The organism is Burkholderia sp. KJ006, assembly GCF_000262695.1.
In the GTDB taxonomy this organism is placed as follows: Bacteria; Pseudomonadota; Gammaproteobacteria; order Burkholderiales; family Burkholderiaceae; genus Burkholderia; species Burkholderia vietnamiensis.
In genome coordinates, this window is the sequence record NC_017920.1 from 2,744,291 (window position 1) to 2,767,414 (window position 23,124).

Sequence of the window (23,124 nt, forward strand, 5' to 3'; positions counted from 1 at the left end):
CCGTTGGTCCGCTTTAGAACGGAATATCGTCGTCCATCTCGTCGAAGCCGCCGCCTGCCGGCGCGCTCGGACGGCTCTGGCCGCCACCTGCACCGCCCGCACCGCCGCGCGATGCGCCGCCGGCACGGCTGCCGCGTTCCGCCTGCTCGCCGCCGCGGCTGCCGCCGCCACCACCGTAGCCGCCGCCGTAACCGCCTTCGTCACCGCCGCCACCGCCGCCGCCCGCACCGCCGCGGCCGCCGAGCATCTGCATCTGGTCGGCGACGATTTCGGTCGAGTAGCGATCCTGGCCATCCTGGCCCTGCCACTTGCGCGTGCGGATACGACCCTCGATGTAGACCGACGAACCCTTCTTCAGGTATTCGCTGACGATCTCGGCGAGCCGGCCGAAGAACGCGACGCGGTGCCACTCGGTCATTTCCTTGAAGTCGCCGCTCGCCTTGTCCTTGTAGCGATCGGTCGTCGCGAGACGGATGTTCGCAACCGCGTCGCCGCTCGGCAGGTAACGGACTTCAGGATCGGCGCCGAGATTGCCGACGAGGATGACCTTGTTGACGGATGCCATGTGTTTCTCCAATAAATTCGATGCCGGACCGCTCGCGAAGGTGCTCCGAGCGGCCCGCCGAGCAAGCCGCCGAGCGCCGTCCGTGCGTGCCCGAAAAGAGGGTTCAGGCCTTGCGCGGCGGGGCTTTCATGCTGGCCGCGATTATAAGCCACGCCGCCACGAGCCCCGAACACGCATAGAAGACGGTGTTCGCGCCGCCGTGCTTCAGCAGCCAGCCGCCCGCGATGCCGCCGAGCGCGAGCCCGATCGATTGCGTGGTGTTGTAGACGCCCGTGGCCGCGCCCTTGCGCGAACCGGGCGCGAGCTTCGACACGAGCGACGGCTGCGACGCTTCGAGGATGTTGAAACCCAGGAAGTACACGAAGAGGATCGCGGCCACGATCAGAATGGTATGCGGTGCGCTGCCGAGCAACAATTGGCCGATCAGGATAGCGAGGATGCCGCCGAGCAGCACCGGCTTCATCTTGCCGCGCTTCTCCGCGACGATGATCGCCGGGACCATCATCACGAAGGCGAGCCCCATCACCGGCAGGTACACCTTCCAGTGCGACGCGACCGGCAGCCCGCCGTCCACCAGGAGCCGCGGCACGACCAGGAACAGCGCGGTCTGCGTCGCGTGCAGCACCAGCACGCCGAAGTTCAGCCGCAGCAGTTCGCCGTTGTGCAGCACCTCGCCGAACGGCGCCGGCACGTGCACGGGCCGCGCCGCGTCGGGCACGATCCACAGCACGACGCCGATCGCGACGATCGACAGCACGCCGACGATCGTGAAGAGCCCGCTCATGCCGACCCAGTGGAACACGATCGGCGCGCCGACGATCGCGACGGCGAACGACACGCCGATCGAGCCGCCGACCATCGCCATCGCCTTCGTGCGGTTCTGCTCGGAGGTCAGGTCGGCGATGAACGCCAGCACCGCGGACGACACCGCGCCCATCCCCTGGATCACCCGGCCGACGATGATCCACGTGATGTCGTGCGCGAACGCGGCGACGAAGCTGCCGAGCGCGAAGATCAGCAGGCCGGTCGCGATCACGGGCTTGCGGCCGAACTTGTCCGACGCCCACCCGTAGAAGATGTAAAGCAGCGACTGCGTGACGCCGTAGGCGCCGAGCGCGAGCCCGACGAGCAGCACGTTGTCGCCGCCCGGGATGGTTTTCGCATAGACCGAGAACACCGGCATGATCATGAACAGGCCGAGCATGCGCAGCGCGAAGATCGCCGCGAGCGACGCGGTCGCGCGCAGTTCGGGCGCAGTCATGCGGGAAGACGTGGCGGACGGATTGGACATCGGGAATGAATTTCGAATGATCGGAATGTCCGCCCGGCGGCGGGCGGCGAAAGATCAGGGCCAGCGCCCCGGCCAAGCCGGGCAGGCGCTTTCGGGAAGCTTTCCGGCGCACCTTGCAGGACGCCGCGCAGCCGTGCGGCAAGGCCGCTTTCACCCGCGCGGGCAGCGCGTCGACCGGCTGCTGCAAAGGCTGGGACCCCCAACGACGGCCTCGAAAAGCCGTTATAGTAGCAGGTTTGGTTCCCTCCATTTGGCCAGGTTCATGGAACAGATCCGTATCCGTGGGGCACGCACCCACAACCTGAAAAACGTCAATCTCGACCTGCCGCGCCACAAGCTGGTCGTGATTACCGGGTTGTCGGGGTCGGGCAAGTCGTCGCTCGCGTTCGACACCCTTTATGCCGAGGGCCAGCGCCGCTACGTCGAAAGCCTGTCCGCGTATGCCCGCCAGTTCCTGCAGCTGATGGAGAAACCCGACGTCGACCTGATCGAAGGCCTGTCGCCCGCGATCTCGATCGAACAGAAGGCGACGTCCCACAACCCGCGTTCGACCGTCGGCACGGTCACCGAAATCCACGACTACCTGCGACTTTTGTTCGCACGGGTCGGCACGCCGTACTGCCCCGACCACGACATCCCGCTGGAGGCCCAGAGCGTGTCGCAGATGGTCGACGCCGCGCTCGCGCTGCCCGAGGAAACCAAGCTGATGATCCTCGCGCCGGTCGTCGCGGACCGCAAGGGCGAGCACGCCGAGCTGTTCGAGGACATGCAGGCGCAGGGCTTCGTGCGCTTTCGCGTGCGCTCGGGCGGCGGCACGGCGAACGAAGGCGTCGCGAAGATCTACGAGGTCGACTCGCTGCCGAAGCTGAAAAAGAACGACAAGCACACGATCGACGTGGTCGTCGACCGCCTGAAGGTGCGCCCGGACATGAAGCAGCGCCTCGCCGAATCGTTCGAAACGGCGCTGCGCCTCGCCGACGGCCGCGCCATCGCGCTCGAGATGGACACCGAGCGCGAACACCTGTTCAGCTCGAAGTTCGCGTGCCCGATCTGCTCGTACTCGCTGCAGGAGCTCGAGCCGCGCCTGTTCTCGTTCAACAACCCGATGGGCGCGTGCCCGGAATGCGACGGCCTCGGCCAGATCACGTTCTTCGATCCGAAGCGCGTCGTCGCGCACCCGTCGCTGTCGCTCGCCGCCGGCGCGGTGAAGGGCTGGGACCGCCGCAACCAGTTCTACTTCCAGATGCTGCAGAGCCTCGCGGCGTTCTACGAATTCGACATCGACGCCGCGTTCGAAGATCTCCCCGAGAAGATCCGCAAGGTGCTGCTGTACGGCTCCGGCAAGCAGACCATCCCGTTCTCGTACATCAACGAGCGCGGCCGCACGACGATCCGCGAGCACGTGTTCGAAGGGATCATCCCGAACCTCGAGCGGCGCTACCGCGAGACCGATTCGGCCGCGGTGCGCGAGGAGCTCGCGAAGTACCAGAACAACCAGCCGTGCCCGTCGTGCGACGGCACGCGGCTGCGCCGCGAGGCGCGCCACGTGCGGGTCGGCACCGGCGACTACGCGCGCGGCATCTACGAGATCAGCGGCTGGCCGCTGCGCGACGCGCTCGGCTATTTCGACGGCCTGACGCTCGAGGGCGCGAAGCGCGAAATCGCCGACAAGGTGATCAAGGAAATCGTCGCGCGCCTGACCTTCCTGAACAACGTCGGCCTCGACTACCTGTCGCTCGAGCGCAGCGCCGAAACGCTGTCCGGCGGCGAAGCGCAGCGCATCCGGCTCGCGTCGCAGATCGGCTCGGGCCTGACCGGCGTGATGTACGTGCTCGACGAGCCGTCGATCGGGCTGCATCAGCGCGACAACGACCGGCTGATCGCGACGCTCAAGCACCTGCGCGACCTCGGCAACTCGGTGATCGTCGTCGAGCACGACGAGGACATGATCCGCACCGCCGATTACGTCGTCGACATGGGGCCGGGCGCCGGCGAGCACGGCGGCGTGATCGTGGCCGAAGGCACGCCGAAGCAGGTGCAGGCGAACCCGCAGTCGCTGACCGGCCAGTATCTGGTCGGCAAGCGCACGATCGAGTATCCGGACGAGCGGATCGCGCCCGATCCCGAGCGGATGCTGCGCATCGCCGACGCGCACGGCAACAACCTGAAGCACGTCGATCTCGAGCTGCCGATCGGGCTGCTGACCTGCATCACCGGCGTGTCCGGTTCCGGCAAGTCGACGCTGATCAACGACACGCTGTATCACGCGGTCGCGCGCCATCTGTACGGCTCGTCGGCCGAGCCGGCGCCGTACGAGGCGATCGAGGGCCTCGAGCATTTCGACAAGGTGATCAACGTCGACCAGTCGCCGATCGGCCGCACGCCGCGCTCGAACCCGGCCACCTACACGGGCCTGTTCACGCCGATCCGCGAGCTGTTCTCGGGCGTGCCGACCGCCAAGGAGCGCGGCTACGATCCCGGCCGCTTCTCGTTCAACGTGAAGGGCGGCCGCTGCGAGTCGTGCCAGGGCGACGGCGTGCTGAAGGTCGAGATGCACTTCCTGCCGGACGTCTACGTGCCGTGCGACGTGTGCCACGGCAAGCGCTACAACCGCGAGACGCTCGAGGTGCAGTACAAGGGCAAGAACATCAGCGAAGTGCTCGACATGACCGTCGAGCACGCGTACGAGTTCTTCAGCGCGGTGCCGGTGATCGCGCGCAAGCTGAAGACGCTGCTCGACGTCGGCCTCGGCTACATCCGCCTCGGCCAGTCGGCCACGACGCTGTCGGGCGGCGAGGCGCAGCGCGTGAAGCTGTCGCTGGAGCTGTCCAAGCGCGACACGGGCCGCACGCTGTACATCCTCGACGAGCCGACGACCGGCCTGCACTTCCACGACATCGCGCTGCTGCTCGAGGTGATCCACCGGCTGCGCGACCAGGGCAACACGGTCGTGATCATCGAGCACAACCTCGACGTGATCAAGACGGCCGACTGGGTGATCGACCTCGGTCCGGAAGGCGGCGCGGGCGGCGGCCAGATCATCGCCCAGGGCACGCCCGAGCAGGTCGCGAAGACCAAGGCCAGCTTCACCGGCAAGTATCTCGCGCCGCTGCTCAAGCGGCCGACCCGCAAAACGGCGGCCGGCTGACACGTTCCGTTCCCGCGCGCGGCCGCCCGGCCGCGCGCCCTCGGCGGCCCGCACGCCGGGCGCCCTGCGCGTTTTCCCTTCTGCGGTTTTCCCTTCTGCGTTTACACCACGAGCCAAACCGTCCCGTGGCGGACCATAATGGCAGCTATACTTTACGGTCGTAAGGTTCGCCCTCCGCACCAATCCGGTGCGGCGCGCGGCAACCGCGGTCCTGCCGCCCACCGCGCGGCACGCCACACGAACGACAGGAATCCATGATGGAGAAGCAACAAGAGTCGCGCGACGCGCAGAACCGCGAGCCGCACCTGCGCAGCGTGCGGCTGACGAGCGACTTCAGCCTGCCGAAGCTGTCGGCGATCGAGATCGGCAGCTACCTGTTCGCGCTGGTCGCGATGGTGGCCGTGATCGAGCTGAAGCTGCTCGGCGGGCTGCTGGCCGGCCTGCTGGTCTACCAGCTGATCCACACGATCGCGCCTGCGATCGAACGGCATACGACCAGCATGCGCGCGCGCTGGGTCGCCGTCGTGCTGCTGTCGATCGCGATCGTCGGCGGCCTCACCGGCCTGACGATCGGCATCATCCAGCACTTCGAGCACACGGTGCCGAACCTGCAGAGCCTGCTCGGCCAACTGATGCAGATCGTCGAGCAGACGCGCGCGCGCACGCCGGCGTGGATCGCCAACCTGCTGCCGGTCGACGTCGAGCAGATGAAGGCGAAGGCCGCGCTGCTGATGCACTCGCACATGGACCAGCTCCAGCAAGGCGGCAAGAGCGTCGCGCGCGGCTTCGGCCACGTGCTGTTCGGGATGGTCATCGGCGCGATGATCGCGATCGGCGTCGAACATGGCAAGGTACGCCGGCCGCTGTCGACGGCGCTCGTCACGCGCGTGTCGCGCTTCGCCGAATCGTTCCGCCGGATCGTGTTCGCGCAGATCAAGATCTCGGCGATCAACGCGGCGTTCACCGGCATCTACCTGCTCGTCGCGCTGCCGATCTTCCAGCAGCGGCTGCCGCTGTCGAAGACGCTCGTGCTCGTCACGTTCATCGTCGGGCTGCTGCCGGTGATCGGCAACCTCGTCTCGAACACGCTGATCGTCGCCGTGTCGCTGTCGGTGAGCATGGGCACCGCGATCGCGTCTCTCGCGTTCCTGATCGTGATCCACAAGCTCGAATACTTCCTGAACGCGAAGATCATCGGCGGCCAGATCGAATCGCGCGCATGGGAGCTGCTGCTCGCGATGCTGATCATGGAGGCCGCGTTCGGGCTGCCGGGCGTGATCGCCGCGCCGATCTTCTACGCGTACGTGAAGCGCGAGCTGTACATGCTGCGGCTGATCTGACGCCGCGCGCCGCCGCCCGGCCTGCGAAAAAAACGCCGCGCTCGTGACCGAGCGCGGCGTTTTTGCTGGCGCGCCTGCAAGCGGCCGGCGCGATGCGTCGCTCAGCGGAACACGACGGTCTTGGTCCCGTTCAGCACGATCCGGTGCTCGACGTGCCACTTCACCGCGCGCGCGAGCGTCACGCACTCGACGTCGCGGCCGATCGCAGTCAGCTGGTCGGGCGTCATGCTGTGGTCGACGCGCTCGACTTCCTGCTCGATGATCGGGCCTTCGTCGAGGTCGGTCGTCACGTAGTGTGCGGTCGCGCCGATCAGCTTCACGCCGCGGTCGAACGCCTGGTAATACGGCTTGGCGCCCTTGAAGCTCGGCAGGAACGAATGATGGATGTTGATCGCGCGGCCGGCGAGCTGCTCGCACATGTTCGGCGACAGGATCTGCATGTAGCGCGCGAGCACGACGAGATCGGCGCGGTGCTCGTCGATCACCTCCAGCACGCGGGCTTCCTGCGCGGCCTTCGCCGCGTCCGACGATCCGCCGACGAGCGGAAAGTGATGGAACGGGATGTTGTAGCTGGCGGCGAGCTGGTAGAACTCCTTGTGGTTCGACACGATCGCCGGAATCTCGATCGGCAGCTGGCCGGTGCGATAGCGGAACAGCAGATCGTTCAGGCAATGGCCGATCTTCGACACCATGATCACGACGCGCGGCTTCACCGCCGCGTCGTGCAGCTCCCAGCGCATCTCGAACTGCTCGGCGAGCGGCGCGAATTCGCGGCGCAGCGTGTCGAGCGCGGCCGTGGCATCCACGCCGTCGGCATCCTGCTCGAAGTGCACGCGCATGAAGAACTCGCCGCTGCGGCTGTCGCCGAACTGCGCGGAATCGAGGATGTTGTTGCTGCGCTCGAACAGGAAGCCCGAGACCGCGTGGACGATGCCGTGCCGGTCGGGGCACGACAGTTTCAAGATAAAGCTGTGATCGGTCGACATGACCGCTACTCCCTTCGTTTCGGTATTCGTCAATTGGGCCGTGGGTTCGGCTGCGACGCCGGCCGCGCCCGCCACGGCATCGCGCGGGTCACGCGGCTGAGGCTCAGGCGGGCGGCGCGAACAGCGCATCCATGCCGTCGGCGTCGGCCGCTGCCAGCCAGCGGTGGCGCAGCAGCGTGTCGAGCATCGCGAGGCTCGCATCCATCGTCGCGCGGCCTTCGCGCAGCCAGCCGAGCACTTCCGGAACGCCGGCCAGCAGATGCTCGGCCACCTCGCCGTCCTGGTTGTGCGGCGCGAAGTCGCGCGGCAGCGGCAGGTCGTACACGAAGATCAGTTCGGATTGCGTGCCTTCGGGCAGCGAGCACAACACCTGCACCGCGCGGCCCGCGACCGCGCGCGCCGCCAGTTCGGCCGGCATGCCGGCCTCTTCCCAGCACTCTTTCGCGAGCGTCTCGCGCACGCCCAGCCCCCAGCCGATGCCGCCCGCGACGACGTTGTCGAGCATGCCCGGGTCGGTGGCCTTGGTGGCGCTGCGGCGGCCGAGCCACATCTGCGGCACGGCCGGCGCGCCCGGCGCGGCCGCATATTCTACGATGCCGTTCAGGTGCACCGCATAAGTCTGCGTGCCGAAGAAGCGCGCGGCGGCGCGCTCGATATAGGCGAGCGGCGGATCGTCGAAGCGGTTGCGGATCGCATAGATCTCGTCGCGCCAGCCGGGGATCGCGCCTTCCGCGGCCAGTGCGCCGATCGCGCTCGCGAGCGCCATGCTGCGTGCGTCGACCGTGTCGTAGCGCGCCGACAGCACGACGCGCGCGTCGCTCAGCTCGAACACGTCGGGCCAGCGGGCCAGCTTCGCGACGTCTGCGCGCCGCACCCAGCCGACCTCGCGGCCGGCGATCTCGAAGCGCAGGTGCGCGGCCGGATCGAAGCGGCGCGCGGCCGCAATGCAGGGGAACGTCATCGGCGTCAGTCCTTCAGCGCCACGCGGATGCCGATCGCGATGAAGGTCGCGCCGGCGATCCGGTCGAGCCACACGCCGGCCTTCGGGCGGCGCTTCAGCCACGCGCCGATCGCGCCCGCGCCGACGCCGAACAGCGAGAAGATCGCGGCCGTCTGCAGCATGAACAGCGCGCCGAGCTCGAACATCTGCAGCGTCACCGGCTGCGCGCCGTGCGGATCGACGAACTGCGGCAGGAACACGACGAAGAACAGCGTGACTTTCGGGTTCATCAGGTTGCCGATCACGCTCTGCCGGAAGATCGCGCCGAGCGGCTGCGGCGGGCGCGCATGCGCGTTCGCGAGCCCCTGGCTGCGCAGCGCCTTGATGCCGATCCACACGAGATACGCGGCGCCCGCGAGCTTCAGGATCTGGAACGCGACCGGCGACGAGCGCAGCACGGCCGCGACGCCGAGCGCCGCGAGCGTCGTATGGAACAGGATCCCGGCCGTGAAGCCGAGCGCGGCGACGAAGCCGGCCGCGCGGCCCTGCGAGATGCCGCGCGCGAGCACCTGCAGGTTGTCGGGGCCGGGCGCGAAGGTGATCGCGATCGACGTGGCGAGAAACAGCATGAAGTTGGGCATCGTGACCTCGCGGCGTGAGCCGGCGCTCGATGGTTCAGTGGCCGGCGAATTCGGTGACGGTGTAGATCGGCAGCCCTGCGTTGCGAAGCAGCGTCGAGCCGCCGAGGTCCGGCAGGTCGATGATCGCCGCGCCTTCGACGACGACCGCGCCGAGCCGCTGCAGCAGGTTGCGTCCCGCCATCATCGTGCCGCCGGTCGCGATCAGGTCGTCCATGATGATCACGCGGTCGCCGGGGCGGCACGCGTCCTCGTGGATCTCGACCGTCGCGCTGCCGTATTCGAGGTCGTACGATTCCGAGCACGTCTTGTACGGCAGCTTGCCGACCTTGCGGATCGGCACGAAGCCGACGCTCAGCTCATAAGCGACGATCGGCGCGATGATGAAGCCGCGCGCGTCGAGGCCGGCGACGTAGTCGAGCTTCGCATCGACATAGCGCTCGACGAACAGGTCGACGAGGATGCGCAGCGCCTTCGGGCTCTGCAGCAGCGTCGTGATGTCGCGGAACATCACGCCCGGCTGCGGCCAGTCGGGCACCGTGCGGATCTGGCTGTGGATGAAGGCGACCGGATCGAGCGGCGCGCCCGACGACGAATGCGGCATGAAACTCTCCGAAAAAAACGGTGCGCGACGATCGCGCACCGTTTCGAATTAATGCGGGTCAGGTTGTTGGGTCGCCCTTCGAGGCTTCGAGGCTTCGAGGCTTCACGCTACCGCGGCCGGCGGCTCGCGCCGCAGCCGCGACAGCCGCTCCTCGGCAATCGCGAGCGCCTCGGGCAGCCCGCGCAGCACGACGATGTCGCTCGCGCGCAGCTTGGTCTGCGGATCGGGCTCGACGCCGCGAATGCCGTGCCGGCGAATCGCCGTGACTTCGATCCCGAGCACGTACAGCCCGAGCTCCTCCAGCGAGCGCCCGACCGCGTCGGCGCGCGCGTCGACCGGCACCGATTGTAGCCGCACCTGCTCGTGATCGTCGTCGTCGGCATCGTCCGCGCCGTGGAAATAGCCGCGCAGCAGGCTGTAGCGCTCGTCGCGCATCTCCTCGACGCGCCGCACGACCTTGCGCATCGGCACGCCCACCAGCACCAGCGTGTGCGACGCGAGCATCAGGCTGCCCTCGACGATCTCCGGAATCACCTCGGTCGCGCCGGCCGCGAGCAGCTTCTCGAGATCGGCGTCGTCGACGGTGCGCACGATCGCCGGCAGCGTCGGCGCCAGCTCGTGCACGTGGTGCAGCACGCGCAGCGCCGACGGCGTGTTCGCATACGTGATCGCGACGGCCGCCGCGCGATGGATGCCGGCCGCGAGCAGCGACTCGCGGCGCGCCGCGTCGCCGAACACGACCGATTCGCCGGCCGTCGCCGCGGCGCTCACGCGATCGGGATCGAGGTCGAGCGCGACGTACGGAATGCCTTCCTGCTCGAGCATGCGCGCGAGGTTCTGCCCCGCGCGGCCGTAGCCGCAGATGATCACGTGGCCGCGCTGCTTGAGGCTTTGCGTCGCGATCCGCGTCATCTGCAGCGACTGCTGCATCCATTCGGTCGACGACAGCCGCATCACGATCCGGTCGGCGTTCTGGATCAGGAACGGCGCGGCGAGCATCGACAGCAGCATCGACGCGAGGATCGCCTGCAGCAGCGTCGCATCGACCAGGTGCCGGTCGAGGATCAGGTTCAGCAGCACGAAGCCGAACTCGCCGGCCTGCGCGAGGCCGATGCCGGTGCGCATCGCGACGCCCGGCGTCGCGCCGAACAGCCGCGCGAGCCCGGCGATCGTCGTCGCCTTGAACAGGATCTGCCCGACGAAGAAGCCGAGCACGAGCAACGGGTGCTCCCAGATCACGCGCGGATCGAGCAGCATCCCGGTCGTTACGAAGAACAGCCCGAGCAGCACGTCGCGAAACGGCTTGATGTCTTCTTCGACCTGATGGCGGAACGGCGTCTCGGCGATCAGCATCCCGGCGATGAACGCGCCGAGCGCGAGCGACAGGCCGAAGCGGTCGGTGATGAACGCGGCGCCCAGCGTGACGAGCAGCAGGTTCAGCACGAACAGCTCCTGCGAGCGGCGCCGCGCGACGACGTTCAGCCAGCGCGTCATGAAGCGCTGCCCGACGATCAGCAGCAGCGCGAGCGCGATCACGATCTTGACCGCCGCGAAGCCGAGCGTGATCGCGAGATCCTTCGACGACTCGGCGCCGAACGCCGCGATGACGATCAGCAGCGGCACCACCGCGAGATCCTGGAACAGCAGCACGCCGAAGATGTTGCGCCCGTGCGCGGTCTCGATCTCGAGCCGCTCGGCGAGCATCTTCGAGACGATCGCCGTCGACGACATCGCGAGCGCGCCGCCGAGCGCGACGCTGCCCTGCCACGCGATGTGCACCCAGCGCTCGAACAGCGCGCCGAGCACGACCGCCAGCACGAGCGTCGCGACCACCTGCAGCAGCCCGAGCCCGAACACGAGCCGCTGCATCGCCCGTAGCTTCGCGAGCGAGAACTCGAGGCCGATCGAAAACATCAGGAACACGACGCCGAATTCGGCAAGATGCTCGGCGCGCTCGAGGTCCGCGGCGACGCCGAACGCGTGCGGGCCGACCAGAATGCCGACGGTCAGATAGCCGAGCATCGGCGGCAGGTTCAGCGAGCGAAATACGACGACGCCGACCACCGAAGCCAGCAGCAGCAGCAGCGTCATTTCGAGCGGGGAAATCACAGGCGAAGCGTCCTCGTTCGTCGGGGCCACGGCAATGCGGGCGCGGGTGGTGGCGGTAGGCAAGCGGCATCGGACAAGTCCGAAGGCGCGGCGCGGCGAACAAACGCCTTTGCTATACTCCGCGCATGATAGCGAAAATCAATGATGATCGGGCGCTCGCGCTCGCCCGCGACGTGCTCGACATCGAGGCGGACGCCGTGCGCGCGCTGCGCGACCAGCTCGACGGCGACTTCGTCCAGGCCGTGGCACTGCTGCTCGGCTGCCGCGGGCGCGTGGTGGTCTCCGGCATCGGCAAATCAGGGCATATCGCCCGCAAGATCGCGGCCACGCTGGCCAGCACCGGTACGCCTGCATTCTTCGTCCACCCGGCGGAAGCGAGCCATGGCGACCTCGGGATGGTGACCGCCGACGACGTCTTCATCGGCATTTCGTATTCCGGCGAATCGGAAGAGCTCGTGGCGATCCTGCCGCTCGTCAAGCGGATCGGCGCGAAGCTGATCGCGATCACGGGCCGCGCCGAATCGAGCCTCGGCAAGCTCGCCGACGTGCACCTGAACGCCGCCGTGTCGAAGGAAGCCTGCCCGCTGAACCTCGCGCCCACCGCGAGCACGACGGCCGCGCTCGCGCTCGGCGACGCGCTCGCCGTCGCGGTGCTCGATGCGCGCGGCTTCGGCTCCGAGGACTTCGCGCGCTCGCATCCGGGCGGCGCGCTCGGCCGCCGTCTGCTCACGCACGTGCGCGACGTGATGCGCAGCGGTGCCGACGTGCCGCGCGTCGGGCTCGACGCGACGCTGTCGGACGCGCTGTTCCAGATCACCGAAAAGCGCCTGGGCATGACCGCCGTGGTCGACCCCGACGGCCGCGTCGCCGGCATCTTCACCGACGGCGACCTCCGCCGCGTGCTCGCGCGCGACGGCGACTTCCGCACGCTGCCGATCGTCGACGTGATGACGCGCGCGCCGCGCACGATCGGCCCGGACCAGCTCGCGGTCGAAGCCGTGGAACTGATGGAGCGCCACCGGATCAACCAGATGCTGGTGGTCGATGCAAACGGCATGCTGATCGGCGCGCTGAACATGCACGACCTGTTTTCGAAGAAGGTGATCTGATGAGCGCAGCGCTGACTGCGGCCGAACGCGCGAGCCGCGTGAAGCTGATGATTTTCGACGTCGACGGCGTACTGACCGACGGCGGCCTGCTGTTTACCGCGGCCGGCGACGCGATGAAGTCGTTCAATTCGCTCGACGGCCATGGCGTGAAGCTGCTCGGCGAAGCCGGCATCGCGACCGCGATCATCACCGGACGCCGTTCGGAGATCGTAGCGGCGCGCGCGAAGGAAATGAAGATCGCGCACCTGTTCCAGGGCGTCGAGGACAAGCTCGCCGTGTTCGCCGATCTGGCCGGCTCGCTCGGCATCGGCGCCGACGCATGCGGCTACATGGGCGACGACTGGCCCGACCTGCCCGTGATGCTGCGCTGCGGCTTCGCGACCGCGCCGGCCAATGCGCACCCCGAGGTGATCGCGCGCGCACACTGGGTGGCCGAGGCCCGCGGCGGTCACGGCGCGGTGCGCGAAGTGTGCGACGCGATCCTGCGCGCGCAGCGCCGCTACGATGCGCTGCTCGCCGCCGCGTGCGGAGTCTGACCGATGAATCCGCAATTTCGCTGGACCCAGCTGCTGCCGCTTGTCGCGGTGGCCGCGCTCGCGGGCATCACGTGGTGGCTGCTGCAGGCGACGCTGCCGCCGCCCGGCGAAGGCGCCGCGCAACCGAAGCGCCATACGCCCGACTATTTCGCCGACAACTTCTCGGTCACCGAGCTCGACCAGACCGGCACGACCCAGTACCGGCTGACGGCCGCGAAGCTGGTCCACTACGAAGACACCGACGACAGCGACCTGACCGATCCGGCGATGCGCGCGTTCCAGCCCGGCAAGCCGGTCGTCACGACCACCGCGAAGCGCGGCACGGTCAACGGCGACGTGTCGATCGTCGACTTGTACGACGACGCGCGCATCCTGCGCGTGGCCGGCGGCGGCGATCCGCAGATGCAGGCCGATTCGCAGCATTTCCGGATCTTGGTCAACGACGATGTGATCCAGACCGAAAAGCCGGTTAAACTTCAGCGCGGCCTGTCGCTCGTCAACGCGACCGACGGCATGAAGTACAACAACGTCACCCGGGTCATCGAGCTTTACGGCAACGTGCGCGGCACGATCGCCGCCACGGACACGTCCGGCGGCTCGAAAGGTCAACCCAGGTGACGCATCCCTCACGTGACTGCATGAACGAACCGTTCCCTCGACAGAATTCCGGCGGCGCTGCGCGCGCCGTCCGCGCCGCGCTCGTCGCGACGCTCGTGGCGCTCCCGCTCGTCGGGCTGGCGCCGCTCGCCCATGCCGAGAAGGCCGACCAGAACAAGCCGATCAACGTCGAGGCCGACAATCTGACCTATGACGATCTGAAGCAGGTGACCGTCGCGACCGGCAACGTCGTGATCACGAAGGGCACGATCAAGATCACCGGCGACCGCGTCGAAGTGCGGCAGGACCCGGAAGGCTATCAGTACGCGACGTCGTTCGGCAGCGGCAAGAAGCACGCGACGTTCCGCCAGAAGCGCGAAGGCCTCGACGAATACATCGACGGCGACGCCGAGCGCATCGACTACGACGGCAAGCAGGACCTGACCACGCTGACGACGGCCGCCACCGTGCGCCGCCTGCAGGGCACGTCGACGATCGCGGACACCGTGCACGGCAGCGTGATCACGTACGACGGCCAGCGCGACTTCTACACCGCGAAGGGCGGCAAGGACGTCGCCGCGCCGGGCAACCCGAACGGCCGCGTGCGCGCGATGCTGTCGCCGAAGAACGGCGGCCCCGGTCCCCTGAACGGCGCGCCGGCGAAGCTGTCGCCGTCGACCACGATCCAGGGAGCGCCCGCCCAATGAACGCGCTTCCGAATCGCCAGCCGGCCGGCACCACGAGTTCGCTCGTGGTGCGCAACCTGAAGAAGCGCTACGGCTCGCGCACCGTCGTCAAGGACGTGTCGCTCGACGTGAAGAGCGGCGAGGTGGTCGGCCTGCTCGGCCCGAACGGCGCGGGCAAGACGACGTCGTTCTACATGATCGTCGGCCTCGTGCCGCTCGATGCGGGCGAGATCTCGCTGAACGGCAGCTCGATCAGCCTGCTGCCGATCCACAAGCGCGCGTCGCTCGGCCTGTCGTATCTGCCGCAGGAAGCGTCGGTGTTCCGCAAGCTGACCGTCGAGGAAAACATCCGCGCGGTGCTCGAGCTGCAGCACGGCGACGACGGCAAGCGCCTGTCGAAGGACGCCATCGCGGCGCGCACGGAGGCGCTGCTCGACGAGCTGCAGATCGGCCACCTGCGCGACAATCCGGCGCTGTCGCTGTCGGGCGGCGAACGCCGTCGCGTGGAGATCGCACGCGCGCTCGCGACCAACCCGAACTTCATCCTGCTCGACGAACCGTTCGCGGGCGTCGACCCGATCGCGGTGCTCGAGATCCAGAAGATCGTCAAGTTCCTGAAGCAACGCAACATCGGCGTGTTGATCACCGATCACAACGTGCGTGAAACGCTCGGCATCTGCGATCACGCCTACATCATCAGCGACGGTTCGGTGCTCGCCGCCGGCGCGCCGAGCGAAATCATCGAGAACGAGAGCGTGCGCCGCGTCTACCTCGGCGAACACTTCCGGATGTAACTTCCCCATGGCTGGCCGCCCCCGCCCGGCGATGCCGCGCGGGGCCGCGCCCGCGTGCCCGCTCAGCGGCCCTGCCGCGGCCTGACGCCGCGCCGCGCGTAATCGCGGATGGCTCAACGCGGCTGGGTCGTGGCAAACTGCCGGTATGACTCCCTCCTCGCCATGAAAGCCAGCCTCCAACTCCGCCTGTCGCAACACCTTGCGTTGACGCCGCAGCTGCAGCAGTCGATTCGGCTTTTGCAGCTGTCGACGCTCGAGCTGCAGCAGGAAGTCGCGATGGCCGTCGCGCAGAATCCGCTGCTGGAAAGCGACGACGAATGGATCGCGAGCCCGCTGCGCGTCGCAGCCGACGGATCGCTGATCGCGCAGACGCCGCCCGCCCCGAACGGCGAGTCCGGCAGCATGAACGGCAGCGGCCAGTCGAGCGAGCGCGCCGAACGCGACGAGCCGGCCGCCACCGACGAATACGACGGCTATGGCTCGGGCGACGCGAGCGACGGCCCGCAATGGAATCTCGACGAGTTCGGCCGCTCGAGCGGCGCGTCGGACGACGACGATCTCCCGCCGCTGCAGGTCCAGGAAGCCGCCACATCGCTGCGCGAGCATCTGTCCGCGCAGCTGCGCGTCACGCAGGCCAGCCCGCGCGATCGCGCGCTCGTGATGTTCCTGATCGAATCGCTCGACGACGACGGCTATCTGACCGCGTCGCTCGACGAAGTGCTGGCCGACCTGCCGCCCGAACTGGAAGTCGACGGCGACGAGCTGAACGCGGCGCTCGCGCTGCTGCACAGCTTCGATCCGGCCGGCGTCGGCGCGCGCTCGGCGTCCGAATGCCTGAAGCTGCAACTGCTGCGGCTCGATCCGTCCCCGACCCGCACGCTCGCGCTGGAAATCGTCTCGCAGCATCTCGAGCTGCTCGCCGCGCGCGACTTCACGCGGCTGCGCAAGCAACTGAAGGCGAGCGACGACGCGCTGCGCGACGCGCACGCGCTGATCCGCTCGCTGGAGCCGTTCCCCGGCGCGGCCTACGGCAAGGCCGAGGCCGACTACGTGGTACCCGACATCATCGTGAAGAAGGCCGGCCAGGGCTGGCTCGCGGAGCTCAATCCGGAGGTGATGCCGCGCCTGCGGATCAACAACCTGTACGCGAACATTCTGCGCAACAGCCGCGGCGATCCGTCGACCGGATCGTTGAAGCAACAGCTGCAGGAAGCACGCTGGCTGATCAAGAATATCCAGCAGCGATTCGACACGATCCTGCGTGTCGCGCAGGCTATTGTCGAACGTCAGAAGAACTTCTTTGCGCACGGCGAAATTGCCATGCGCCCCTTGGTTTTGCGGGAAATAGCTGATACGCTGGGCCTACACGAGTCGACTGTCAGCCGTGTGACAACCGGTAAGTACATGCTGACCCCGTTCGGGACGCTGGAGTTCAAGTACTTCTTCGGATCGCACGTTTCGACCGACACCGGAGGCGCCGCATCGTCGACCGCCATCCGAGCCCTGATCAAGCAACTGATAGGAGCTGAAGACCCAAAGTCGCCACTTTCGGACAGCCGCATTGCCGAGCTGCTGGCAGAACAGGGATTCGTGGTCGCGCGCCGCACGGTCGCGAAGTATCGCGAAGCCCTCAGGATCCCGGCAGTGAATCTGCGCAAATCTCTTTAAGCCTGCTGCCTGCCCGGCGGCAGGCGTGTTCCGGCCACCGCGCATACGGGGAACAGGCCGGGCGACCTGTCCGCGATTACGCCGCCATGTGCGGCAGGGCAAGTCGACCGGAGCGCCGCCTCGATGCGGCCGGGTGGTCACTCGCTTGGAGAAGCACTATGAACCTGAAGATCAGTGGACATCATCTCGAAGTCACGCCTGCAATTCGCGAATACGTGATCACCAAGCTGGACCGGGTGCTACGCCATAGCGATCAGGTCATCGATGGCACTGTGATCCTCTCGGTCGACAACCACAAGGAAAAGGACAAGCAGCAGCGCGCGGAAATCAACCTGCACCTGAAGGGCAAGGACATCTTCGTCGAAAGCGCGAACGGCAACCTGTACGCAGCGATCGATCTGCTGATCGACAAGCTGGATCGCCAGGTCGTCAAGCACATGGAGCGTCTGCAGACCCATGCGCACGACCCGATCAAGCTCCAGCCGTCGGTCGACCAGATCGAACTGCCGCCGCAATAACCTTTACCGCAACACGCACATCGCCCGGTTCGCCGGGCTTTTTTTGTGCCCTCGGGGCCGTGGTGCGACCGGTCCGTCCATGCTGCGCCATGCACGCGGCTGTGCTCTATAATGTGCCGGTTATCGCCGGGGGGCGTGGCGCGCGGTAGCTGCGTTGCAGGCTGCCGAAGCCGAACGCCTTGATATCGCCGAACATGGAAAATCAGTCTGCCGCAGCAAGGAGACCCCAGGCCGCCCACTCGCCTGCCAACATGAATCGCCTAGCCAAAATCCTGCCCATTGAGAACGTCGTCATCGACCTCTCCGTCACCAGCAAGAAACGCGTCTTCGAGCAAGCGGGGCTGATCTTCGAGAATCAGAACGGCATCGCCCGCAGCACCGTCACGGACAACCTGTTCGCGCGCGAGCGCCTCGGCTCGACCGGGCTCGGCGAAGGCGTCGCGATTCCACACGGGCGCATCAAGGGTCTCAAGCATCCGCTCGCCGCCTTCGTCCGGCTTGCCGAGGCGATCCCGTTCGAGGCGCCCGACGGCCAGCCCGTCGGGCTCCTGATCTTCCTGCTCGTGCCCGAGCAAGCCACGCAGCAGCACCTCGAGATCCTGTCGGAGATCGCGCAGCTGCTGTCCGATCGAGACGCGCGCGAGCGTCTGCACAACGAAACGGATATCGCCGAGTTGCATCGCCTGCTCACTCAGTGGCAACCTTGAGTTGATCCGGGCGGAACATTCCCCAGAACCCGGCGGCACGCGCCGCCGTCCAGGGCCGCCCGGCGCCGGTCCGGCATGGCGACGCCCGTCGCCGTGCGCATGCACCGGCTCATTGGAGTGACGAGAGTCATGGATACGTCCAGCATCAACGCCCAGAGCATCTTCGACGACAACGCGGCCACGCTGAAGCTCAGCTGGCTGACGGGGCATGAAGGCTGGGAGCGCGGTTTCTCGGCCGACACGGTCGGCAACGCGACGTCGAGCGCCGACCTCGTCGGCCACTTGAACCTGATCCACCCGAACCGGATCCAGGTGCTCGGCGAAGCTGAAATCGACTACTACCAGCGGCAGACCGACGAAGACCGTTCGCGCCACATGGCCGAGCTGATCGCGCTCGAGCCGCCGTTCCTGGTGGTGGCCGGCGGCGCGGCCGCCCCGCCCGAGCTGGTGCTGCGCTGCACGCGCTCGTCCACGCCGCTGTTCACGACGCCGATGTCCGCGGCCGCGGTCATCGACAGCCTGCGGCTCTACATGTCGCGCATCCTCGCGCCGCGCGCGACGCTGCATGGCGTGTTCCTCGACATCCTCGGGATGGGCGTGCTGCTCACCGGCGATTCGGGGCTCGGCAAGAGCGAGCTCGGCCTCGAGCTGATCAGCCGCGGTCACGGCCTGGTGGCCGACGACGCCGTCGATTTCGTCCGCCTCGGTCCCGATTTCGTCGAAGGCCGCTGCCCGCCGCTGCTGCAGAACCTGCTCGAAGTGCGCGGCCTCGGGCTGCTCGACATCAAGACGATCTTCGGCGAAACCGCCGTGCGCCGGAAAATGAAGCTGAAGCTGATCGTCCAGCTGGTGCGCCGGCCGGACGGCGAATTCCAGCGCTTGCCGCTCGAAAGCCAGACGGTCGACGTGCTCGGCCTGCCGATCAGCAAGGTCACGATCCAGGTGGCGGCCGGCCGCAACCTCGCGGTGCTCGTCGAGGCGGCCGTGCGCAACACGATCCTGCAGCTGCGCGGCATCGACACGTTGCGCGATTTCATGGATCGGCAACGGCTCGCGATGCAGGATCCCGACAGTCAGTTCCCCGGCAAGCTCGTATAGCGTTCGCGCGCCGGCCACGCAGCGCCGACGCGTCGAGCCGGTGCTATGATGAAACGTCAGGATTCTCTGCTTCCCATGCGCATCGTCCTCATCACCGGCATCTCCGGCTCAGGCAAGTCCGTCGCGCTGAACGCGCTGGAGGACGCAGGCTACTACTGCGTCGACAACCTGCCGCCGCACGTGCTGCCCGAACTCGCCCGCTACCTCGCCGAGGATGGCCAGCACCGGCTCGCGGTCGCGATCGATGCGCGTTCGAGCGCGTCGCTCGACGAAATGCCCGGCCTGATCCGCGCGCTGTCGCTCGAGCACGACGTGCGCGTGCTGTTCCTCAACGCGAGCACGCAGTCGTTGATCCAGCGCTTTTCCGAAACGCGCCGGCGCCATCCGCTGTCCGGCTCGCCGTCCCACGACGCGAACGTCGGGCTGCTGTCGTCGCTCGAGGAAGCGATCGAGCGCGAGCGCGAGCTGGTCGCGCCGCTCGCCGAATTCGGCCACCAGATCGACACCAGCACGCTGCGCGCGAACGTGCTGCGCACCTGGGTCAAGCGCTTCATCGAGCAGAAGAACAACGACCTGATGGTGATGTTCGAATCGTTCGGCTTCAAGCGCGGCGTGCCGCTCGACGCCGACCTGATGTTCGACGTGCGCGCGCTGCCGAATCCGTACTACGACCACGAGCTGCGCCCGCTCACCGGGCTCGACCAGCCGGTCATCGCGTTTCTCGACGCACTGCCGATCGTCCATCAGATGATCGACGACATCCATGCGTTCCTGATGAAATGGTTGCCGCACTTTCGCGAGGACAACCGCAGCTATCTGACCGTCGCCATCGGCTGTACCGGCGGCCAGCATCGCTCGGTGTTCATCGCGGAAACGCTCGCCGGGCGCCTCGCGCACGATGCGAACGTGATCGTGCGGCATCGTGACGCGCCGGTGGATGTCGACGCGTCGTCGCGGCTCGTCGCCGACGTCCACCGACCTTAGCGACCCCGCCTCTCTCGCCAGCGCGCCATGTCCACCTTATCGACGACCCTCATCGACCTGCCGCTGTTTCCGCTGCACACGGTGCTGTTCCCCGGCGGCTGGCTACCGCTGAAGGTGTTCGAGGCGCGCTATCTGGACATGTGCCGCGCGTGCCTGCGCGACGACGCGCCGTTCGGCGTGTGCCTGCTCAAGAGCGGCCCCGAAGTGGCGCAGGACGGCGCCGTGTCGGTGCCCGAGACCATCGGCTGCATGGCGCGCATCACCGAATGCGACACCGGCGAGTTCGGCATGCTCTACATGCAGGCGATCGGCACGCAGCGCTTCGAGCTGCTGTCGTATCGCGTCGAAGGCAACGGGCTGCTGGTCGGCATCGCGCAGGCGCTCCCCGACGACATCCCGCTCGAAGGCGAACAGGCGCTCGCGCAGTTCGGCTCGTGCGCGGAGGTGCTCGAACGGATCATCGACGCGCTGAAGAAGTCCGAGCCCGACAACAAGCTGCCGTTTTGCGAGCCGTTCCGCCTCGACGATCCGAGCTGGGTGTCGAACCGTCTCGCCGAGCTGCTGCCGCTCGACCTGCGCGCGCGGCAGAAATTGATGGAGTTTCCGGACGTCGGCGCCCGGATCGACGCCGTGCATCACGTGCTCGATCGGCACGGATGGCTTTGAGCGCAGGACGCGCGTCGGTTTTCTATCGGCTTCACGTGGCGGATCGAAGCCGCGGCGCGAGCGCGCGCAGCGGCGTCGCGGCGTACTGAACGCACGCGCCGCCTCGTCACCGTTTCGTCACAACAGCGGCCCGCTCAACGCATCGAGCAGCTTGCGCACCGGCGCCGGCACGCCGTACGCATCGAGGCCGGCGAGCGGCACCCACGCGGTGTCGGCATCGAGCGCCGCCGCTTGCGCCTGACCGCCGTGCGTCATGTCGCTCAGGCGCGGTTCGATCTCCAGCCGGAAATGCGTGAAGGTGTGCGTGAACGGCGCGAGCGGCACCGGGCCGCCGCCGCCGAAGCCCTGCGCCAGCGCCGCGAGCGCCGCATCGCCGTCGGCCTGCGGCAGGCACCACAGCCCGCCCCAGATGCCGGCCGGCGGACGCCGCTCGAGCAGCACCGCATCGCCGTCGCGCAGCACCAGCATCCAGGTCTTGCGCGTCGGCACCGCCTTCTTCGGCCGGGCTGCCGGAAGTTCGCGCTGGCGCCCCGTCGACTGCGCGACGCAGTCGCCCGCGAACGGACAGCGCGCGCAATCCGGCTTGCCGCGCACGCACAGCGTCGCGCCGAGATCCATCAGCCCTTGCGTGTACGCGCTCACATCGGCCGCATTCGCGGCATCCGGCAGCAACGATTCGGCGAGCGCCCACATGTCGTTCTCGACGCGCTTGTCGCCCGGAAAGCCTTCGACGCCGAACACCCGCGCGAGCACGCGCTTCACGTTGCCGTCGAGGATCGTCGCGCGCGCGCCGTACGCGAACGACGCGATCGCGGCGGCCGTCGAGCGGCCGATGCCCGGCAGCTCGGCAAGCCCGTCCGGCGTCGACGGGAATACGCCGCCGTGCTCGGCGACGACGACCTGCGCGCAGCGATGCAGATTGCGCGCGCGCGAGTAGTAGCCGAGGCCGGCCCACAGCGCCATCACGTCGTCGGACGGCGCGGCCGCGAGCGCGGCGACGTCGGGAAAGCGCTCGAGAAAGCGCGTGTAATACGGAACGACCGTCGACACCTGCGTCTGTTGCAGCATGATTTCCGACAGCCAGATCCGGTACGGATCGCGGGTGTTCTGCCACGGCAGGTCATGGCGGCCGTGCACGCGCTGCCAGGCGACGAGGCGCGTGGCGAAGGTGCGGTGCAGCGGCGTGACGGGGAACGGAGCGGGAGCGATGCGGGGCGGCTTCAAGTGTTCGAAGTTTCGGAAAGAGGTTACGACGCGCAGCTCAACGCTGGCAGGTCGGACAGAAATAGGTCGAGCGCTGCCCCTGCACGATCTGGCGGATCGGCGTGCCGCATACGCGGCAAGGCAGCCCGGCGCGGTCGTACGCGAAGCAGTCGAGCTGGAAATAGCCGCTTTCGCCGTTGCTGCCGACGAAATCGCGCAGCGTGCTGCCGCCGCGTTCGATCGCGTCGGCGAGCGTCGCGCGCACCGCGTCGGCGAGCCGCTCGTAGCGCGGCAGCGACACCTTGCCGGCCGCGGTCGTCGGCCGGATGCCGGCGCGAAACAGGCTCTCCGACGCATAGATGTTGCCCACGCCGACGACCATGTCGCCCGCGAGCAGCGCCTGCTTGACCGACACCGTGCGCCCGCGCGTGCGCGCATGCAGCAGCGCGCCGGTGAAGGCGGGCGAGAACGGCTCGACGCCGAGGCTCGCGAGCAGCGGATGCGCATGCACGTCGCCGGCTTCGCGCGGGTGCCACAGCACGGCGCCGAAGCGGCGCGGATCGCGAAAGCGCAGCACGAATTCGTCGAAGATCCAGTCGATGTGGTCGTGTTTGGCCGCGACCGGCACGCCGGCCACCGGCAGCACGCGCAGCGTGCCGGTCATCCCGAGATGGACGATGAACCAGCCGGCGTCGACTTCGAACAGCAGATACTTGCCGCGACGCTCGACGGCGAGCACCTCGCGCGCGCGCAATTGCTCGGCGAGGTCCGCCGGCACCGGCCAACGCAGCATCGCGGTGCGGACGTCGACACGCTCGACGCGGCGGCCCGCGACAAAGGGCGCGATGCCCCGGCGCGTGACTTCGACTTCTGGCAACTCTGGCATGTTTTGCGGGTCTGAGACGGGATTCACGATCGTGCGTGTATTGTAGCGAGC

22 protein-coding genes are annotated in these 23,124 nt (G+C 67.8%); 13 read left to right on the plus strand and 9 right to left on the minus strand.

The window, feature by feature from the left end; genetic code table 11:
* Positions 1-13: 13 nt before the first annotated feature.
* Positions 14-565 (minus strand): single-stranded DNA-binding protein, encoded by a 552-nt coding sequence (locus MYA_RS12370; RefSeq protein WP_011886042.1) that lies wholly within the window; start codon positions 563-565, stop codon positions 14-16.
* A gap of 103 nt (positions 566-668) precedes the next feature.
* On the minus strand, positions 669-1,856 hold the full coding sequence (locus MYA_RS12375; protein ID WP_014723660.1) for an MFS transporter: 1,188 nt from the start codon (positions 1,854-1,856) through the stop codon (positions 669-671).
* 262 nt (positions 1,857-2,118) lie between these two features.
* Here MYA_RS12375 and uvrA point away from each other — a divergent pair, with 262 nt between their 5' ends.
* Both uvrA and MYA_RS12385 read left to right on the plus strand, forming a co-directional pair.
* Positions 2,119-5,004 carry an excinuclease ABC subunit UvrA gene (gene uvrA, locus MYA_RS12380; protein WP_011886044.1) on the plus strand — a complete coding sequence of 962 codons (2,886 nt, stop codon included), beginning with the start codon at positions 2,119-2,121 and terminating at the stop codon, positions 5,002-5,004.
* A 257-nt stretch (positions 5,005-5,261) separates the two neighbouring features.
* Positions 5,262-6,344 (plus strand): AI-2E family transporter, encoded by a 1,083-nt coding sequence (locus tag MYA_RS12385; RefSeq protein WP_014723662.1) that lies wholly within the window; start codon positions 5,262-5,264, stop codon positions 6,342-6,344.
* A gap of 101 nt (positions 6,345-6,445) precedes the next feature.
* Here MYA_RS12385 and purU read toward each other — a convergent pair whose 3' ends face one another.
* The 5 genes from purU to MYA_RS12410 all read right to left on the minus strand — a co-directional run bounded on the left by purU (position 6,446) and on the right by MYA_RS12410 (position 11,621).
* The gene (purU, locus tag MYA_RS12390; protein WP_011886046.1) at positions 6,446-7,330 is read right to left on the minus strand and encodes a formyltetrahydrofolate deformylase; all 885 of its coding nucleotides are present in this window, start codon (positions 7,328-7,330) and stop codon (positions 6,446-6,448) included.
* A gap of 103 nt (positions 7,331-7,433) precedes the next feature.
* Positions 7,434-8,291 (minus strand): NUDIX hydrolase, encoded by an 858-nt coding sequence (locus MYA_RS12395; RefSeq protein WP_014723663.1) that lies wholly within the window; start codon positions 8,289-8,291, stop codon positions 7,434-7,436.
* 5 nt (positions 8,292-8,296) lie between these two features.
* Entirely contained in the window at positions 8,297-8,911 is a 615-nt protein-coding gene (locus MYA_RS12400; RefSeq protein WP_011886048.1) for a LysE family translocator, read from the minus strand.
* 34 nt (positions 8,912-8,945) lie between these two features.
* Positions 8,946-9,512 carry an adenine phosphoribosyltransferase gene (locus MYA_RS12405; protein WP_011886049.1) on the minus strand — a complete coding sequence of 189 codons (567 nt, stop codon included), beginning with the start codon at positions 9,510-9,512 and terminating at the stop codon, positions 8,946-8,948.
* Positions 9,513-9,614: 102 nt separating this feature from the next.
* The gene (locus MYA_RS12410) at positions 9,615-11,621 is read right to left on the minus strand and encodes a monovalent cation:proton antiporter family protein (protein ID WP_011886050.1); all 2,007 of its coding nucleotides are present in this window, start codon (positions 11,619-11,621) and stop codon (positions 9,615-9,617) included.
* A 125-nt stretch (positions 11,622-11,746) separates the two neighbouring features.
* On the opposite strand from MYA_RS12410, the gene kdsD reads away from it, so the two are divergent.
* The 11 genes from kdsD (at position 11,747) to MYA_RS12465 (ending at position 20,984) form a co-directional block, all read left to right on the plus strand.
* Positions 11,747-12,730, plus strand: coding sequence for an arabinose 5-phosphate isomerase KdsD (gene kdsD, locus MYA_RS12415; RefSeq protein WP_014723665.1), 984 nt, complete (start codon positions 11,747-11,749; stop codon positions 12,728-12,730).
* A complete protein-coding gene (locus MYA_RS12420) occupies positions 12,730-13,266 on the plus strand; it encodes a KdsC family phosphatase (protein WP_011886052.1) in 537 nt (178 codons plus the stop codon). Before kdsD ends, MYA_RS12420 begins: the two co-directional genes overlap by 1 nt.
* Before the next feature lie 3 nt (positions 13,267-13,269).
* The gene (gene lptC, locus MYA_RS12425) at positions 13,270-13,884 is read left to right on the plus strand and encodes an LPS export ABC transporter periplasmic protein LptC (protein ID WP_011886053.1); all 615 of its coding nucleotides are present in this window, start codon (positions 13,270-13,272) and stop codon (positions 13,882-13,884) included.
* A 20-nt stretch (positions 13,885-13,904) separates the two neighbouring features.
* Positions 13,905-14,570 carry a lipopolysaccharide transport periplasmic protein LptA gene (lptA, locus tag MYA_RS12430; protein WP_011886054.1) on the plus strand — a complete coding sequence of 222 codons (666 nt, stop codon included), beginning with the start codon at positions 13,905-13,907 and terminating at the stop codon, positions 14,568-14,570.
* Positions 14,567-15,343 carry an LPS export ABC transporter ATP-binding protein gene (gene lptB / locus MYA_RS12435; protein ID WP_014723666.1) on the plus strand — a complete coding sequence of 259 codons (777 nt, stop codon included), beginning with the start codon at positions 14,567-14,569 and terminating at the stop codon, positions 15,341-15,343. Before lptA ends, lptB begins: the two co-directional genes overlap by 4 nt.
* Before the next feature lie 162 nt (positions 15,344-15,505).
* Positions 15,506-17,011 carry an RNA polymerase factor sigma-54 gene (locus tag MYA_RS12440; RefSeq protein ID WP_041493891.1) on the plus strand — a complete coding sequence of 502 codons (1,506 nt, stop codon included), beginning with the start codon at positions 15,506-15,508 and terminating at the stop codon, positions 17,009-17,011.
* 158 nt (positions 17,012-17,169) lie between these two features.
* Positions 17,170-17,529: a ribosome hibernation-promoting factor, HPF/YfiA family gene (gene hpf, locus MYA_RS12445; protein ID WP_011886057.1), complete on the plus strand. Its 360-nt coding sequence runs from the start codon at positions 17,170-17,172 to the stop codon at positions 17,527-17,529.
* 194 nt (positions 17,530-17,723) lie between these two features.
* A complete protein-coding gene (locus tag MYA_RS12450) occupies positions 17,724-18,236 on the plus strand; it encodes a PTS sugar transporter subunit IIA (RefSeq protein WP_011886058.1) in 513 nt (170 codons plus the stop codon).
* A 129-nt stretch (positions 18,237-18,365) separates the two neighbouring features.
* Entirely contained in the window at positions 18,366-19,334 is a 969-nt protein-coding gene (hprK, locus tag MYA_RS12455; protein ID WP_006483133.1) for an HPr(Ser) kinase/phosphatase, read from the plus strand.
* A 75-nt stretch (positions 19,335-19,409) separates the two neighbouring features.
* Complete coding sequence (gene rapZ / locus MYA_RS12460; RefSeq protein ID WP_014723670.1) at positions 19,410-20,318, plus strand: RNase adapter RapZ; 909 nt, start codon at positions 19,410-19,412, stop codon at positions 20,316-20,318.
* 27 nt (positions 20,319-20,345) lie between these two features.
* On the plus strand, positions 20,346-20,984 hold the full coding sequence (locus MYA_RS12465) for an LON peptidase substrate-binding domain-containing protein (protein WP_011886060.1): 639 nt from the start codon (positions 20,346-20,348) through the stop codon (positions 20,982-20,984).
* A 117-nt stretch (positions 20,985-21,101) separates the two neighbouring features.
* Here the strand turns inward: MYA_RS12465 and mutY are convergent, their stop codons facing one another.
* Together mutY and mutM are read right to left on the minus strand one after the other, a co-directional pair.
* Positions 21,102-22,208, minus strand: coding sequence for an A/G-specific adenine glycosylase (gene mutY, locus MYA_RS12470; RefSeq protein WP_011886061.1), 1,107 nt, complete (start codon positions 22,206-22,208; stop codon positions 21,102-21,104).
* Positions 22,209-22,245: 37 nt separating this feature from the next.
* The gene (gene mutM / locus MYA_RS12475; RefSeq protein WP_011886062.1) at positions 22,246-23,073 is read right to left on the minus strand and encodes a bifunctional DNA-formamidopyrimidine glycosylase/DNA-(apurinic or apyrimidinic site) lyase; all 828 of its coding nucleotides are present in this window, start codon (positions 23,071-23,073) and stop codon (positions 22,246-22,248) included.
* Between the last annotated feature and the right edge of the window lie 51 nt (positions 23,074-23,124).